The 15359-nt window shown below is 66.7% G+C and carries 12 protein-coding genes and 1 riboswitch; of the genes, 4 read left to right on the top strand and 8 right to left on the bottom strand.

Annotation, left to right across the window (positions count from 1 at the left end; all coding sequences use genetic code 11):
• Nucleotides 1–111 precede the first annotated feature (111 nt).
• Both ACFV4R_RS13035 and ACFV4R_RS13030 read left to right on the top strand, forming a co-directional pair.
• On the top strand, nt 112–900 hold the full coding sequence (locus ACFV4R_RS13035) for a uracil-DNA glycosylase (protein ID WP_377202867.1): 789 nt from the start codon (nt 112–114) through the stop codon (nt 898–900).
• On the top strand, nt 897–1736 hold the full coding sequence (locus ACFV4R_RS13030; protein ID WP_377202866.1) for a siderophore-interacting protein: 840 nt from the start codon (nt 897–899) through the stop codon (nt 1734–1736). The genes ACFV4R_RS13035 and ACFV4R_RS13030 overlap by 4 nt, the downstream gene beginning before the upstream one ends.
• A gap of 82 nt (nt 1737–1818) precedes the next feature.
• On the opposite strand, the gene ACFV4R_RS13025 is transcribed toward ACFV4R_RS13030, so the two are convergent.
• From ACFV4R_RS13025 to ACFV4R_RS13015, 3 genes are all read right to left on the bottom strand, one after another.
• Nucleotides 1819–3354: a threonine/serine exporter ThrE family protein gene (locus ACFV4R_RS13025; RefSeq protein WP_377202865.1), complete on the bottom strand. Its 1536-nt coding sequence runs from the start codon at nt 3352–3354 to the stop codon at nt 1819–1821.
• 52 nt (nt 3355–3406) lie between these two features.
• Nucleotides 3407–4720 carry a peptidoglycan bridge formation glycyltransferase FemA/FemB family protein gene (locus tag ACFV4R_RS13020; protein ID WP_377202864.1) on the bottom strand — a complete coding sequence of 438 codons (1314 nt, stop codon included), beginning with the start codon at nt 4718–4720 and terminating at the stop codon, nt 3407–3409.
• 108 nt (nt 4721–4828) lie between these two features.
• Nucleotides 4829–5902, bottom strand: coding sequence for a lipid II:glycine glycyltransferase FemX (locus ACFV4R_RS13015; protein WP_377202863.1), 1074 nt, complete (start codon nt 5900–5902; stop codon nt 4829–4831).
• Nucleotides 5903–6107: 205 nt separating this feature from the next.
• Here ACFV4R_RS13015 and ACFV4R_RS13010 point away from each other — a divergent pair, with 205 nt between their 5' ends.
• Nucleotides 6108–6653: a TspO/MBR family protein gene (locus tag ACFV4R_RS13010; RefSeq protein WP_377202862.1), complete on the top strand. Its 546-nt coding sequence runs from the start codon at nt 6108–6110 to the stop codon at nt 6651–6653.
• A gap of 49 nt (nt 6654–6702) precedes the next feature.
• Here ACFV4R_RS13010 and ACFV4R_RS13005 read toward each other — a convergent pair whose 3' ends face one another.
• From ACFV4R_RS13005 to ACFV4R_RS12990, 4 genes are all read right to left on the bottom strand, one after another.
• A complete protein-coding gene (locus ACFV4R_RS13005; protein ID WP_377202861.1) occupies nt 6703–8160 on the bottom strand; it encodes an L-serine ammonia-lyase in 1458 nt (485 codons plus the stop codon).
• 6 nt (nt 8161–8166) lie between these two features.
• Nucleotides 8167–9315: a glycine cleavage system aminomethyltransferase GcvT gene (gcvT, locus tag ACFV4R_RS13000; RefSeq protein ID WP_377202860.1), complete on the bottom strand. Its 1149-nt coding sequence runs from the start codon at nt 9313–9315 to the stop codon at nt 8167–8169.
• A gap of 11 nt (nt 9316–9326) precedes the next feature.
• Nucleotides 9327–12188, bottom strand: coding sequence for an aminomethyl-transferring glycine dehydrogenase (gcvP, locus tag ACFV4R_RS12995; protein WP_377202859.1), 2862 nt, complete (start codon nt 12186–12188; stop codon nt 9327–9329).
• A gap of 187 nt (nt 12189–12375) precedes the next feature.
• A riboswitch (glycine riboswitch) is annotated at nt 12376–12473 on the bottom strand.
• A 96-nt stretch (nt 12474–12569) separates the two neighbouring features.
• Entirely contained in the window at nt 12570–13106 is a 537-nt protein-coding gene (locus ACFV4R_RS12990; RefSeq protein ID WP_377202858.1) for a TetR/AcrR family transcriptional regulator, read from the bottom strand.
• A gap of 85 nt (nt 13107–13191) precedes the next feature.
• On the opposite strand from ACFV4R_RS12990, the gene ACFV4R_RS12985 reads away from it, so the two are divergent.
• Entirely contained in the window at nt 13192–14751 is a 1560-nt protein-coding gene (locus tag ACFV4R_RS12985; RefSeq protein ID WP_377202857.1) for an MFS transporter, read from the top strand.
• Between the two features lie 110 nt (nt 14752–14861).
• Here the strand turns inward: ACFV4R_RS12985 and ACFV4R_RS12980 are convergent, their stop codons facing one another.
• On the bottom strand, nt 14862–15341 hold the full coding sequence (locus tag ACFV4R_RS12980) for a Dps family protein (RefSeq protein ID WP_015936097.1): 480 nt from the start codon (nt 15339–15341) through the stop codon (nt 14862–14864).
• Nucleotides 15342–15359 lie beyond the last annotated feature (18 nt).

Raw genomic sequence — 15359 nt, 5'->3', positions numbered from 1 at the left:
CGGAAAATGTCTCACCCCCATGTTACGGACGAATAACAGCCTTGTCATTTGGCGTCCCGCTCCGGCCACCGGTCCCGTTCCGCACTTTTGGCGCCCTGCAAGAATGGGACGGTGGCTGAATCAGATGCGTTGTTCGAACTGGACCCTGAGCCCCTTCCCGGCGGCGGCTTCGCTGATCTTGCGCGGCAGCCGCTGGGCCAGCTTGTTGCCCCGGACTGGGCGGCCGCCCTCTCCGGCGTGGAAGCCGAACTCCGGCAGGTACTCGCTTTCCTGGGCACTGAGGAAGCGGCCGGGCACCACGTCCTCCCGGCGCCGTCGAACGTCCTGCGCGCCTTCCGCCAACCCTTGGCGGACGTCAAAGTACTGATCGTCGGGCAGGACCCCTACCCCACGCCGGGACACGCCGTCGGCCTCTCCTTCGCCGTGGACGGGCAGGTGCGGCCCATCCCCCGCAGCCTGGCCAACATCTACCGGGAACTGGAATCCGATCTTGGCCTGCCGCCGCGGATCCATGGCGACCTCTCCGCCTGGGCCGGCCAGGGCGTGCTGCTGCTGAACCGGGTCATGAGTGTCCGCGCCGGGGCGGCCGGGTCGCATCGGGGCAAAGGCTGGGAGAAGGTTACGACGGCGGCCGTCACCGCCCTCGCGGCCCGCACCTCTGCAGACGGGTCGCCCCGGCCGCTGGTTGCGGTGCTGTGGGGAAAGGACGCCGAATCGGTGCGCCCGCTGCTGGGAGGCCGGCCGGCGGTGTCCAGCGCGCATCCCAGCCCGCTGTCGGCATCGAGGGGTTTCTTCGGTTCCCGGCCTTTCAGCGGGGTGAACCGTCTGCTGCAGGAGCAGGGGGCCGGGGCCGTAACCTGGGAACTCCCCCCTTTGCCCTCGCTTAGGCTTGCCTTATGAGCACTGTTCCCGCCGCTGCCGGCGCCCCGAAAAAGAGCCGCCCCCAGGTCACCCTCACGGTGCTCAGGAGGGAGTCGCTGTCCCCCCATATGGTGCGGATTGTGGCCGGTGGTGACGGCTTCGCGGATTTCGTGAACAACGGCTTTGCTGACCGGTACATTAAGATCATCTTCCCGCAGCCCGGCGTGGAATACCCGGGCTCCTTTGACCTGGCCACCATCCGCGAAACCATGCCGCGGGAGCAGTGGCCCACCACCCGCACCTACACCATCCGCCGGGTCGATCCTGGGGCACGCGAGCTTTCCATCGACTTCGTGGTCCACGGGGATGAGGGGCTGGCCGGTCCGTGGGCGGCTGCTGCGGAACCCGGCGACCCCCTGACGTTCACCGGCCCCGGGGGCGCGTACAACCCCAATCCGGACGCGGACTGGTACCTGTTCGCCGGTGACGAGGCCGCATTGCCGGCCATTGCAGCGAGCCTGGAAGCCCTCCCTGCGGACGCCACGGGGCTGGCGTTCGTTGAAGTGGATACCGAGGCCGACATCCAGCCCGTTTCCGCCCCGGCCGGAGTGCGGGTCCAGTGGCTGGCCCGAAACGGGGAACCGGCCGGTGCCAGCCGCTTGCTCGTGGACGCCGTGGCCAACGCGGAATGGCCTTCCGGGACGGTGGACGTCTTTGCCCATGGAGAGCGCGGCTACATGAAGGCGCTGCGGGATGTCTTCTTCGCCCAGCGCGGACTTGAGCGCAGCCAGGTATCGCTGTCCGGCTACTGGGCCCAGGGCCGGGTGGAGGATGTCTTCCAGGCGGAAAAGAAGCTCCCCGTAGGAAAGATTTAGCGGCACAACCCGGCGCGAAGCGAGAAACAAAAGCGCGCCCCGGGCAGGAGCCCGGGGCGCGCTTTTCTGGTCTGTCCGGAGCCTAACGGCGCCGGGCGCGCCGGCGTTCGTTGCTGGCCAGGCTGCGGGTGAACGGGCGGGCCAGGGTGTCGCCCAGGACGATGCCGCCCGCGGTACCCAGCACGATGGCTCCGGCGCTGAGCATCCCGCCGGCTCCGAGCAGGATTTCCGATTCCTCGATGGTGAGCACGTACATGGACCGGAAGATCGTCAGGCCAGGCAGCAGGATCAGCGCTGCGGGGACTGCCACCACCAGCTGCGGAGCTCCCATGCGCAGAGCCAGCACCCGGGCCAGCAGGCCGATCACCACGGCCGCCAGGGCGGGCGCGAACCGGTCACCGATGCCCAGCAGGCCGCCGCCCAGCAGCACCAGGTAGCCGATGACTCCCACGGCCGCGGTAGGCAGCAGCAGCTGCCAGCTGGTCTGCTCGGTGATGCCGATCGCCATGACGGCCACCGCCACGAAGATGATGAGGACCCACAGGTCGTAGGCGGGCGGGAACGTTTCGGTGACGTCGATCCGCTGCGCCCCGGTCAGCTCGCCCACCACGAAGGCGACGGCGATGCCCGCCACGATGGCACCGAACGTCAGGAGCGTTGAAAGGAACCGTCCGGCCGCCGTGACGGGGAAGCCGTTAATGGCATCCTGCACCGAGGACACCAGGCGGCCTGTGGGCAGCAGCAGGAGGATGCCGCCCACCACCACAATCGCCGGTGACTTGGTGAGGCCGAACTGCCAGAGCAGCAGCGCCAGCTGGGTGACCACGAAGGAACAGCTCGCCGTGATGAAGAAGTCAGGGACGCGCCAGCGTCCCAGCTGGCGGGCCAGGAGGCTGATGCCGATGTTGGCTGCGAAGGCGATGAGGGACGATACCGGCCCGCCGCCGAGTACGCCGACGAACACGGCCGCGAAGACACCGAAGGCCGAGGTAACCATCCACCGCGGAAACGGCTTGGGGCTGGTGATGATTTCGTTAAGCCGCCTGATGGCCTCGTCGCGGCCTACTCCCCCGGCCACGATGTCTGTGACCAGCTGGTGCACCCTGGCCAGGCCGGCGTAGTTGTTGGTCCAGGACCGGACCACGCGCAGCAGTGCGATGGGCGGCTGGTCCTTGGGGGCGTAGTTGATGCCGACGGACTGGTTGGTGATGTCCACCTCGACGTACTTCAAACCCAGCGCAGCCGTGACGGCGATAATGCTGGTCTCCACTTCGAGGGCGCCTGCGCCGTAGCGGAACATGGTTTCAGCGAGGTGGAGGACGAAGTCCAGGGTCTTGCGGGCGGACGCATCCACGCCGCTGACCTGGATGGTGGGGTTGGCGTACGGGCTGCCGGTCAGCCTGTCCACGATGCTCATCGGCGCTGTGGGAGGGTTCTCCCCCTGGACGAGCCGGCGCAGCATCTTCTTCGCGGCAGCGTTCTGGCGGACCTGGGCGGCCGTCAGCGGTTCGGTTTTGGGCAGGGCTTCGGTGCGGGGCAACGGCCTGGCCGGCCCCGTGGGCGGGCGGTCCTTGGCGCCGGTTGGTTGAGCTTTTGGATGATCGCGCCGGTCGGCCATGATCTCCTCCTCCCTGGTGCGCTGGTGTGGTGCGCTGGTGCGGATATGTGGGTCAGGCGCGCTTAATCGGAAGCTTGCCCAGCAAAGTGCGGGCAGCGCCGGCGGCGCTCCTGGCCAGCCTGTTGGCGTGGAAGGCTGCGGGACGGACGGGCATCACAAAGTCGCCCACGAGTTGGACCACTTCACCGCCGAAGCCCTTCTTGAATTCGTAACCGCCGTGGCCTTCCTGGTCCTGCCCGGAGATGCCAAACGTTCCGTAGAAGTTGTACCTCGGGTAGCCCTTCTCGAGGGCGTGCAGCATCATGCCCCAGTACAGCGAGGTGGCGCCGTTGAAGTAGATGTAGTCCTGCACGGTGCCGCCGATGACGCACACCACTTCGTCGCCGTAGCAGACGAAGTGGATGGCGGCCACGGTGGCCACACCCACGGAGTCCGGGAAGCGTTCGATGTCCTTGAGGCTGCGCTCGTAGCTGTCCACCAAATCCTGGACCACTTTGAGCCGGTTAGCCTTCTTCTTGCTGCCCGTCTCCTCGACCTCGCGCCGAAGCCCGGCGGCCGTGGCCGATTCGGCGTCGAGCCGTTCGGTGATGGACTTGCGGTAGGCCGGGATGTCGATCTTGGCCATCATCAGCTTGGTGAACTCCGGCGAGGTGGTGCGGAGCAGGTTCTCGTAGTACTCCCGTTCCCGGTAGACGAAGCCCTTCTCGTCCCCGGCCCGGCTCAGCGCGCCGTAAAAGTCGTCCAGGGTTTCCAGCGTGGCCTGCTCCAGGAACACACCGTTCTTTTCGGCCTTGCGGATGGCTTTTCGGGTGCGGTAGCTGGTGCCCATGATCAGCTCTTCCGGGTCCGCGATGCCCTGAAGGTTCTTGACGAACATCCAGTTAACGTTTACGAAGTTCATCTCCAGGCCCTGGTGCCGGAATCCCAGGCCGCCGAGCCGCGCCACCAGCGGCCGGTTGTCAGTGGTTTCCGGGTGCTCGGCGCCGTCCTCGTCGCGGGCAATGTACTTCAGGTTCGGTGAGAGCCGCAGTTCGGCAGCCTTGCGCTTGGCAGCGCGCTTGCGGAGAAGTACGACGACGTCACGCACCAGGGCAGGGTCCGTGTAGTCCATCAGGGGTCCCTTGGCGCATTCGCACACGGTGTACCCGAGCCGGGTGGTGGTGAAGTTCAGTTTCCCGGCGGCCACGAGTTCTCCGTTGCGGCGGACACCGAACAGTTCCACCTGCTGTCCGCGGGCGCGCTGGAAGCGGGTGAAATCGGCCGACTGCAGGAAGCTGTTTTGCGGATGTTTGACGGCGAAGGCCTCAAACTCGTCGTCGCTGAGGACCGTGTATTCGGGAGCGGTGGTGGTGGAAACCTGGTTCAAGGGATTACCTTCTCTGGAACTTGTCGCGGGCCTGCCTGGCAGGTGCTGGGGCGGGAGCGTCGTCGTCCGTGCCGTGGGGGTACCGGGCAGCGGACCGGCGGGTGGTGGTCAGTAGAACTGCTGGCCGGTGCGCGCCGTTTCAATGCGGCGGAACACCCGCTCACCGCCCTTGACCCACAACCGGTGCCGGAGGGGTGAAAGAACGTAGTCGTGGCACCCCACAAAGTCCGTGACGGTCTTGGTGAAGCTGGTCTTGAACATCCCCATGCCGTAAAGGTTGTGGCTCTTGTCCTTGATCCGGGATGCGGGTGGTGTGCCGCAGAAGTCGTATTCGGTGCAGCCCAGTTCCTGCATCCTCCGGATGGCGGACCACTGGACCAGGTGGGAATCGCCGTACTGTTTGCGGTTTTGCGTGGAGCCGCCGTCCTTGTAGGTTGCCTTGGCACCGTAGTTGATGACGAATGCACCGACGCTGGGCTTTCCGTCTTCATAGGTGAAGAAGAAGTTGCCCTGGCCACGGTTGCAGAATTCGTCCCAGAACTGCGCGTAGTACTCGTAGCTGCGCAGGGGCATGGATCCCTTGGCCTTTACGGTGTCGGCCATGAGGTCATAGAGGGCACGGTAGGTTTCCGGCCCTGCTTCACGGCGCACTACCTCGCAGCCTTCCCGTTCGGCGCGCCGGACGGCGTTGCGGGCGCGGGAGGAGATGGCCTTGAGGACTTCTTCGTCAGTGCCGGAGATGTCCAGCAGCGCCGTGGAATCGTTGGACTGGATGTTGGGGGCTTTGGCCAGGCCGGCCGCGGCCAGCGTGGCGCGGGCGGCATCGGAATCCACGATGTCCGGCTCGATCTTGATGGTGAACACGTTGAGCTTCCGCTCACGGACCAGGGCGGCACAGGACTCCAAGGCCGCTTTGAGGTGGCCGGCGTCGGCGAGGTCGGGGCCCTTGATGAGGTACCAGAGCCGTCCCAGCAGCGGGACGGCTTTCTCCAGGACCAGGTTGTAACTGGCGGTTTCGCCGTTCTCCAGCACCAGGAAGCGGACCTTCCAGCCGCTGCCGTTCTTCACGGACGCGTAGGCCGCCGACTGCAGCATATTGCCACCGTTGGGGTTGGCCGTGACGTGCTTGTCCCAGTTTTCAATTTCCTCGGCTGTGGCAAAACGTGCGGTGAATTCTGGCAAGGGGGTCGTGTCCAATCGGGGTTGATGCTCGGTGCTGCTGTTGCCGTTCCTGCGCGGACATGCAGCCTCAAGTCTAAAGCCTGTGGCGGCACGGGCCGTGCCCCGGGGACCCGCCCGGGGCTCTGACAGGCGGCCGTCCGGCAGGCCCAGGACGCCGCCGCGCGCCTGCCTTGACTCGCGCACCGCCATTCGCAAGGGTGGTGAGATGGAGCCAAACACGGGACAGTCCACCTTGCCGTCGGAGCGAAAGTCCAGCCCGTACCGGCCGGCGGTCCAGGTGGCCGGACTGGCGGGTTTCCTGGTGGCGTCATTCCTGGTGGCGGGCCTTGGCGGACTCGCTTCCACCAGCAACGTCGACGGTTGGTACGCCACAGCGGAGAAGGCGCCCTGGACGCCGCCGAACTTTGTGTTCGGCCCCGTGTGGACCCTGTTGTACACGGCCATGGCCGTGGCCGCCTGGCTGGTGTGGCGCAAGCGCACCGGGCGCACGCGTCCGGCCATGATTGCCTATGCCGTCCAACTGGTCCTTAACCTCGCCTGGACCCCGATGTTTTTCGGTCTCTACCCCACGCTGGGAACGCCGGCGCTGTGGCTGGCCCTGGTGATCATCCTGGCGCTGATCGTCGCCGTCGTCGCCACCATCCTGTATTTCGGGCCCATCAGCCGCACAGCGGGGTTGCTGCTGCTGCCCTATGTGGCATGGCTGGTGTACGCCTCAACGCTGAATGTGTGGGCGGCCATCAACAATTAGCGTCTGCCGAACCGCAGCGGGCCCGGGCCATGACGGACCGGGCCCTGGATCAGCATTCGACGACGTTGACGGCGAGGCCGCCCATGGCGGTTTCTTTGTATTTGGAGGACATGTCCTTGCCGGTTTCGCGCATGGTGATGATGACTTCGTCGAGGGAGACCCGGTGGGTGCCGTCGCCCCAGAGCGCCATTTTCGCCGCGTTGATGGCCTTGGCCGCGGCGATCGCGTTCCGCTCGATGCACGGGACCTGCACCAGCCCGCCGATCGGATCACACGTCAGGCCCAGGTTGTGTTCCATCGCGATTTCCGCGGCGTTCTCCACCTGCGCCGGGGTGCCGCCCATGACCTCAGCAAGGCCCGCCGCCGCCATCGACGACGCCGAACCGACCTCGCCCTGGCAGCCCACCTCGGCACCGGAAATGGACGCCTGTTCCTTGTAAAGCACCCCCACGGCACCGGCGGCGAGCAGGAACCTGGCCACCACACCGTCGCGGTCCTCCTGCGTGGCCTGGTCCATGCCCGGGGCGAAATGCAGCGCGTAGTACAGGACCGCGGGAATGATCCCGGCCGCCCCGTTCGTGGGGGCCGTGACTACACGCCCGCCGGAGGCGTTCTCCTCGTTCACGGCCAAGGCCACCAGGTTCACCCACTCCTGCCAGTACCTCGGGTCATGGAAATCCTGGTCCGCAAAGTCCAGGTCCTGGCTGTCCACGCCCGGGCGGGCGCATTCCTTCTTCAACCGGTCGAACCAGTCCGGGGCGCGGCGGCGGACCTTCAACCCGCCCGGCAGCACCCCCTCACGCTTGAGCGAGGTCGCCACACACGCCTCCATCACGGACCAGATATGCAGCAGCCCCGCCCGGATCTCCTCCTCGGTCCGGGAGGACTTCTCGTTGACCAGCATCACATCACTGATCCCCAACCCGGTGTCCGCGCAGTGCTTCAGGAGTTCCGCGGCGGTCCGGAACGGCAGCGGCAGCTCCTTCTTGGACTCATCGAGTTCCTGCTGCGCGGCGTCCTCCTCGCCCTCACGGACAATGAACCCGCCGCCCACGGAGAAGAACGTCGCCGCGTGCAGCACCGCCCCGTCCGCGTCCGTCACGGTGAACGTCATCCCGTTCGTGTGCCGCGGCAACACCGTCAACGGACGCAACACCATGTCCTTCACCCCATACGGCAGCGTCACGCCTTCCCCGCCGCCGGCCCCGGCCAGGTGCAGCGTCCCGGTCTCGGCGATCGCAGCCAGCCGCTCCTCCACCTCCACCGGCAGGATCTTTTCGGGGTGATACCCCTCCACGCCCAGCAGGACCGCCGTCATCGTCCCGTGCCCATGCCCCGTCGCCGCCAACGACCCATACAGATCCACCCGCAACGAAGCCACCCGGGACAACACCCCGGCACCCCTCAACTCCTCCGCAAACACCGCAGCAGCCCGCATCGGCCCCACAGTATGAGAACTCGACGGCCCAATACCGATCGAAAACAGATCAAAAACACCAACAGCCATGACGTCCTACTTGGTGCGCTTGTAGAACGGCAGCTCGACCACTTCGAAGGGTTCGGCCTTGCCGCGAAGGTCGACGTCGAGGGCTGTTCCGGGGGCGGCGTGTTTGACGTCGACGTAGGCCAGCGCCACCGGGTAGCCGAGGGTGGGCGAAGGCTGTCCGGAGGTGACTTCGCCCACCGCTGCCCCGTCCTTGAGGACCGGGTAGTGGGCACGGCCGGCACGGCGGCCCAGGCCCTTCAGGCCCACCAGGCGGCGGCCGGTGGTTGAGCCTGCGCCGGCCTCTCTCTTTTCTGCCAGCGCTGCTTTGCCCACGAAGTCGCCTTCCTTGGACAGCGCGACGACGGGACCGAGTCCGGCGGAGTACGGGTCGCCCTGCAGGGAGAGTTCGTTGCCGTACAGGGGCATCCCGGCTTCCAGGCGGAGCGAATCCCGGCATGCGAGGCCCGCCGGAGTGAGCTCTCCGTCGTCGGCCACTGCGAGGAGTGCCTGCCAGAGTCCGACGGCGTCATCGTTGGGCACGAAGATCTCGAAGCCGTCTTCGCCGGTGTAGCCGGTGCGGGCCAGTAGGAGGGTGAGGCCGGCCCCGTTGACCAGGAACGGGACTTCCACCGCGGCGTAGTACTTAAGCCCGGTAACGTCTGCATGCTGTGCCGCGGGGACCAGCCGGAGCAGGAGGTCCTGCGCCTTGGGTCCCTGGACTGCGATGAGCGACGTTTCCGCGGAGGCGTCCTGCACCATCACGCCGAACCCGACGGCCCGCTCCTGCAGAGCGGCGGCCACCACTGTGGCATTACCTGCGTTGGGGACCACCAGGAAGACGTCGGTGCCGTCCGGCGCGGCAGGGCGGCGGTACGTGATCAGGTCATCGATGATGCCGCCGTCGGTGTCGCAGATCAGCGAGTATTTTGCTTTGCCCACGGCCATGGCGGAGATCCTCCCTGCCAGGGCATAGTCCAGGAACGCTGCGGCGTCCGGGCCGGTGACCCAGACTTCGCCCATGTGGGAGAGGTCGAACAGGCCAGCCGCGTTGCGCACGGCATGGTGTTCAGCAAGCTCCGAGCTGTACTTCAGCGGCATCTGCCACCCGCCGAAGTCCGTGAACGAAGCCCCAAGCTTCTGGTGCTCGTCGTGAAGCGCGGTGTATTTCTCGGTCATGGCGCCGGTCCTTAGTTTTCGAAGTCTTCCAGCGGCGGGCAGGAGCAGATGAGGTTCCTGTCACCTGCAGCGCCGTCGATCCGTCCCACGGGCGGGAAGTACTTGTCCTGCTTGTGGTGGGCAGGGAACGCTGCCTGCTCCCGCGGGTAGGCGCGGTCCCAGTCGGAGCTGACCACGGCGGCGGCCGTGTGGGGTGCGCGGCGCAGGGGTGAATCAGCCACGGCAAAGTCGCCGTTGGCCACCTGGTCGATTTCCTTGCGGATGCTGATCATGGCCTCGATGAAGCGGTCGATCTCAGCGAGGTCCTCGGACTCGGTGGGCTCCACCATCAGCGTGCCCGCGACAGGGAACGAAAGGGTGGGGGCGTGGAAGCCGAAGTCGATCAGCCGCTTGGCCACGTCCTCAGCAGTGACGCCGGTGCGGGCGGTGAGTTCGCGCAGGTCAAGGATGCACTCGTGCGCCACCAGGCCGCCCTCACCGGTGTACAGGACCGGGAAGAACTCGTTCAGCCGGGCAGCGACATAGTTCGCGGCCAGCAGCGCGGACTTGGTGGCCTCGGTCAGGCCCTCACCGCCCATCAGCTTCACGTACGCCCAGGAGATCGGCAGCACCCCTGCAGAGCCGAACCGGGACGCGGAAATCGCCACGCCGTGGCCCTCCTCATGCGCGGCTTTATTCGCATCGCCCGGCATGAAGGGGGCCAGGTGAGCCTTGGCCGCGACCGGGCCGACGCCGGGCCCGCCGCCGCCGTGCGGGATGCAGAAGGTCTTGTGCAGGTTCAGGTGCGAGACGTCGCCGCCGAACTGGCCCGGCTGGGCCAGCCCCACCAAGGCGTTAAGGTTGGCGCCGTCGATGTAGACCTGGCCGCCGGCAGCATGCACAGCATCACAGACTTCGCGGACATCACCGTCATAGACACCGTGGGTGGACGGGTAGGTGATCATGATGCAGGACAGGACATCCCGGTTCGCCTCGATCTTGGCCGTCAGGTCGGCGTGGTCGATGGTCCCGTCAGCAGCTGTGGCAACCACCACCACCTTCATGCCGGCCAGCACCGCGGAGGCGGCATTGGTGCCGTGCGCCGAGGCCGGGATCAGGCAGACGTTGCGCTGCTGATCGCCGCGGGAATGGTGGTAGCCGCGGATCGCCAGCAGGCCGGCGAGTTCGCCCTGCGATCCCGCGTTGGGCTGGATGGACACCTGGTCGTAGCCGGTGATAGTGGCGAGGTCCGCTTCCAGCCCGGTGATCAGCTCACGCCAGCCCTCGGTCTGGGAGTCCGGGGCGAACGGGTGGATGGAGGCGAACTCCGGCCAGGAGATGGCTTCCATCTCGGCCGTGGCGTTCAGCTTCATGGTGCAGGACCCCAGCGGGATCATAGTGCGGTCCAGCGCCAGGTCACGGTCCGAGAGCTTGCGGATGTAACGCAGGAGCTGGGTTTCGGACCGGTGCGTGTTGAACACCGGGTGCTCCAGGTAACCGGAGGACCGCTCCACCCCGGCGTCCAGTGCGAAGTTCCCGTCGTTGGCGACGGAATTCCCGGCAACGGAGGCGCCAAAGACGTCGGCAACCTCGGCGACGACGGCCGCCGTCGTGGTTTCATCAAGCGAAATGCCCACCGTGTCCGCATCGATGGAGCGCAGGTTATAGCCGTGCACCTCAGCAGCGGCAATAATGCCGGCAGCGCGGCCGGGAACCCGAACGGTAACGGTGTCGAAGAAGCTCGTGTGCAGCACGTCTACTCCGGCGGCAGCGAGGGACGCCGCCAGGGTGCGGGCGTGGGCGTGCGCCGTTTCCGCGATCGCTTTCAGCCCGTCCGGGCCGTGGTAGACGGCGTACATGGAGGACACGATGGCCAGCAGCGCCTGGGCGGTGCAGATGTTGGACGTGGCCTTCTCGCGGCGGATGTGCTGCTCGCGGGTCTGCAGGGCCAGGCGGTAGGCGGGCACTCCGGCGTCGTCCTTCGAGACTCCCACCAGGCGGCCCGGCAGCGAGCGCTCCAGCCCCTTGCGGACGGCCATGTACGCGGCGTGCGGGCCGCCGAAGAACAGCGGCACGCCGAAACGCTGGGTGGAGCCGACGGCGATGTCCGCGCCCTGCTCGCCCGGAGGAGTGATCAGCGTCAGCGCCAGGAGGTCAGCGGCCACTGTGACCAGCGCACCGCGTTCCTTGGCTGCGGCGATGGCATCTGCCTGGTTGAAGACGCGGCCCGAGGCGCCGGGCTGCTGGAGCACGATGCCGTTAATGTCACCGTCAGGCAGCCCCTGGGACAAGTCGGCCACCTCCACCTCGAAGCCGAGCGCCTCAGCACGGCCCTTGACGATGGCAATGGTCTGCGGCAGCACGTCGATGTCCAGGACCGTCTTGCCGTCCACGGCAGGCTTGGCCTTGTTCGCTCGGCGCATCAGCAGGACTGCCTCGGCCACCGCCGTCGCTTCGTCCAGCAGGGACGCGTTGGCAATCGGCAGGCCCACCAGGTCCTGGACCATGGTCTGGAAGTTCAGCAGGGCCTCCAGCCGGCCCTGGGAGATCTCGGGCTGGTAGGGCGTGTAGGCGGTGTACCAGGCCGGTGCCTCAAGGATGTTGCGGCGGATCACGGCGGGGGTGATGGTGTCGTAGTAGCCCTGGCCGATCATCTGCACGGCGGTCTTGTTCTTGCCCGCCAGCCGGCGCAGCTCGGTCAGGACCTCAACCTCGCTGAGGGCGTCCTGCAGCTTCAGTGCCGTTTCCTGGCGGATGACCTGGGGAACGGCGGTATCGACCAGGGAGTCAACGCTGTCGTAGCCGACAGCCTTAAGCATGGTGTCGACGTGGTCCTGGCGCCGGGCGCCGATGTGGCGGTCGACGAAAGTGGTGGAGGTTGAACTAACCGTCACGGGGGAACTCCAGATACTCAGGCGGCGCAGGGTACGCCACAGCGATTCGGGTCCCTCCCCGCTCTGTATTGGACCTGAGAGTTTCCACGGCGCCTGCATGGACAGGACCCGCTTGCACCGTCGGTGAGCACAACGGTCCGGCAGCCGATCACGGGTGCCTGGACGGCCTGCTGCTTTCCAGAGGTGCCTCGCCGCGGCGGTACAGGGGCCTGCGAGATTCCTGGGGAGGATTTGCTCCTACGGCGCCTGCCGAACGTTGTGGCAGGACTCTCCCGCCGCAGATCAAAGGCTATTCAATTGGATGTGTTCGCGGGGCCGTCAGGTGATAGCTCCCACAACACTTAATTCTCCTACGCCACGGCTCCCGGGGCAAATGTCCTGCTACCGCCGGAGCCGCTCCAGTGCTGCCAGCAATTCGTCCACATCTGCGGCTGCGCCGCCTTCGGGGACCGGGCCAACGGAGAGCATGGCGTTGAAGTAGAGGCCGTCCCCCATATACAGCACGGCCTTGGCCAGGGCCGGCCCCACGTCGGCGGCGATTTCGTCGAGCCACCGCTGCTGGATCGCAGCGAAACGTCGGCGGGTTTCTTCATGCGCCACCTCCGCCAGCCTGGTGGCGGCGACGATGGCCCGGTCCAAGGGAGTGTCTCCCCACACCGAGGACCTGATGAAGTAGGCTGCCGCGCCTTCCGGGGCGGCGGCCATGGCATCGGCGTCTTCTCCGGCGAACGCGTCCAACTGGTCCAGGAGCGCCTGAATCAGGGCTTCCTTGTTTGGAAAGTGGTAGAGGAGACCGCCCTTGGAAACGCCGGCCTTGCGGGCTACGGCGTCCAGGGTGGCGGCGCGCTCCCCCACCTCAATCAGCAGGGTGGCGAAGGAGTCAAGGACAGCTTCGCGGGCGACTGGCTTTCGGGGCATGCCATCCATCATGCCCTCCCAGGGTGCCGGAGGCTCAACTCAACCCCGGTTCTAAACTGTACCGTCTGGACGGTATAGTTAGTCCATGACCACCTCGACGCACCCCGCCGAACCCCAGCTCCAGGGACCCACTGCTCCACGGGCACCCTGGCGCGACTGGCTGGCCCTCGCGCTGCTGATGTTCCCCGTACTGCTGGTGGCCGTGGACAACACGGCACTGACGTTCGCCCTGCCCGCGATCGCCCAGTCCCTGAACCCTTCCGGGGTGCAGCTGCTCTGGATCGTGGACGCCTACCCCCTGGTCCTGGCGGGGCTGCTGGTGTGCATGGGCAGCCTCGGCGACAGGATCGGCCGGCGGCGGCTGCTCCTCACCGGCAGCCTGGGCTTTGCGGCGCTCTCGGCCGCCACGGCGTTCGCGCCAACGGCGGAATGGCTGATCGCGGGACGAGCCGCCCTTGGCTTCTTTGGCGCCATGCTGATGCCCTCCACCCTCTCGCTCATCCGCAACATCTTTGCGGAGCCCAACCGCCGCCGGTTGGCCGTGGCCATCTGGGCCGCCGGGTTCTCCGGCGGGGCCGCCCTGGGTCCGATCTTCGGCGGCTGGCTGGTGGAGCACTACTGGTGGGGCGCAGTCTTCCTGGTGGCAGTGCCGCTCATGTTGCCGCTGATCGCCCTGGGTCCGGCGCTGATCCCGGAATCGAAGAATCCGGAACCGGGGAAGGTGGACATTCCCAGCATCGCCCTGTCCCTGCTGGTGATGGTGCCGCTGGTCTACGGCATCAAGGAAGTTGCTACGGAAGGATTGTCCGGCACCGGCCTTGGTGCCATGGCCTTCGGCCTGGCCATGGCAGTGGTCTTTGTCCGCCGGCAGCTCCGGCTGCCGCACCCCCTGCTGGACATGTCCCTCTTCCGCAACCGGGTGTTCAGCATGGCCATCACCGCAAACGTCCTGGCCCTGTTTTCCTTCAACGGATTCATCCTTTTCCTGGCCCAGCACCTGCAGCTGCTTGAAGGAATGTCGCCGTCCGCGGCAGGCGTCGCCATGATCCCCGCCCTGATTGCCACGGTGGTGGCAGGACTGGTGGTGGTGCCGCTGGTCCGGAAGGTGCGCCCCGGCTTCGTGGTTGGCGCGGGCCTGGCGTTCAGCGCCGCAGGATACAGCCTGGTGACGTTCGGGAACCACGACGGCGGGCCCACACTGCTGCTGGCAGCGTTGCTGATCCTTGCGCTGGGCGTGGGGACGGCTGAAACCATCTCCAACGACCTCATCCTCGGTGCGGCGCCGGCACACAAGTCAGGTGCCGCGGCCGCCATCTCGGAGACCGGGTATGAGGTGGGGGCGCTGCTGGGGACGGCCGTACTGGGCTCCATCCTCACGGCTTCCTACCAGCACAACCTGCACCTCCCGGCAGCCGTGGACAGCACCGCCACGGAAGCGGCCCGCCACAGCGCCGGCGAAACACTGGCAGGCGCCATGGACCTCGCGGCCGCACTTCCGGCCCCGCTGGCCGATACCGTCCGCCAGTCCGCGGCTGCCGCCTTCGATTCCGGCGTGCATGTGACCGCGGCGATTGGGCTGGTCCTGATGGCAACAGCGGCAGCCTGTGCCGCCGTCGTACTTCGCAAGGTGCCCAAGGCCTCGTAGCAGCATCGCGGCTCGTGTCAGCGCATAGGCCTCAACGGCAAAGGCGCCCGGCGCCGGAGTTCAACCTCCGGTACCGGGCGCCTTATGCGTACTGCAATGGCAGCCCGCTCCTACTTTTCGTCAGGGGCGGTGACGCTGGCTGTCGGCTTGAGCGTCTCGGCGTTCACCATCCAGGCGAACTGCTCCAGCTTGGCGATGAATTCGTGCAGCAGGTCGGCGCTGGTGGGATCTTCCTCATCCACCTCGTCATGGACCTTGCGCATGGTGCCCACCGCAGCCTCCATGGCTGCAACGATCCGCTCAATGGCGTCCTTGGTGCTGATCAGGCCTTCAGGAAACTCCGCCAGGGCGGTCGACTTCGACACGGTGGAGCTGCGGCCGTCAGGCAGGGCATGGAGGGCACGCATGCGTTCGGCGGTGTCATCGGCGAACTGGCGGGCGGCGTCCACGATTTCATCCAGCTGCAGGTGGAGGTCCCGGAAGTTGGTGCCCACAATGTTCCAGTGCGCCTGCTTGCCCTGGATGTGCAGCTCGATCAGGTCGGCGAGAACGGCCTGCAGGTTGTTGGTCAGGGTCGGTGAAGCTTTCATGGGAGTCCTCCTCGATTG

Origin of the sequence: Pseudarthrobacter sp. NPDC059871, from assembly GCF_042731175.1 — a bacterium.
Classification (GTDB): Bacteria; Actinomycetota; Actinomycetes; order Actinomycetales; family Micrococcaceae; genus Arthrobacter.
The sequence above is the reverse complement of the archived record's forward strand: the minus strand, read 5'-3'. Positions and strand labels throughout refer to the sequence as shown.

Bases quoted from the DNA above. Each gene is read 5' to 3' on its own strand.
- ACFV4R_RS13030 (WP_377202866.1), top strand. From the start codon at position 897: ATGAGCACTGTTCCCGCCGCTGCCGGCGCCCCGAAAAAGAGCCGCCCC.
- ACFV4R_RS13025 (WP_377202865.1), bottom strand. From the start codon at position 3,354: ATGGCCGACCGGCGCGATCATCCAAAAGCTCAACCAACCGGCGCCAAG.
- ACFV4R_RS13010 (WP_377202862.1), top strand. From the start codon at position 6,108: ATGGAGCCAAACACGGGACAGTCCACCTTGCCGTCGGAGCGAAAGTCC.
- ACFV4R_RS13005 (WP_377202861.1), bottom strand. From the start codon at position 8,160: ATGGCTGTTGGTGTTTTTGATCTGTTTTCGATCGGTATTGGGCCGTCG.
- gcvT (WP_377202860.1), bottom strand. From the start codon at position 9,315: ATGACCGAGAAATACACCGCGCTTCACGACGAGCACCAGAAGCTTGGG.
- ACFV4R_RS12990 (WP_377202858.1), bottom strand. From the start codon at position 13,106: ATGCCCCGAAAGCCAGTCGCCCGCGAAGCTGTCCTTGACTCCTTCGCC.
- ACFV4R_RS12985 (WP_377202857.1), top strand. From the start codon at position 13,192: ATGACCACCTCGACGCACCCCGCCGAACCCCAGCTCCAGGGACCCACT.
- ACFV4R_RS12980 (WP_015936097.1), bottom strand. From the start codon at position 15,341: ATGAAAGCTTCACCGACCCTGACCAACAACCTGCAGGCCGTTCTCGCC.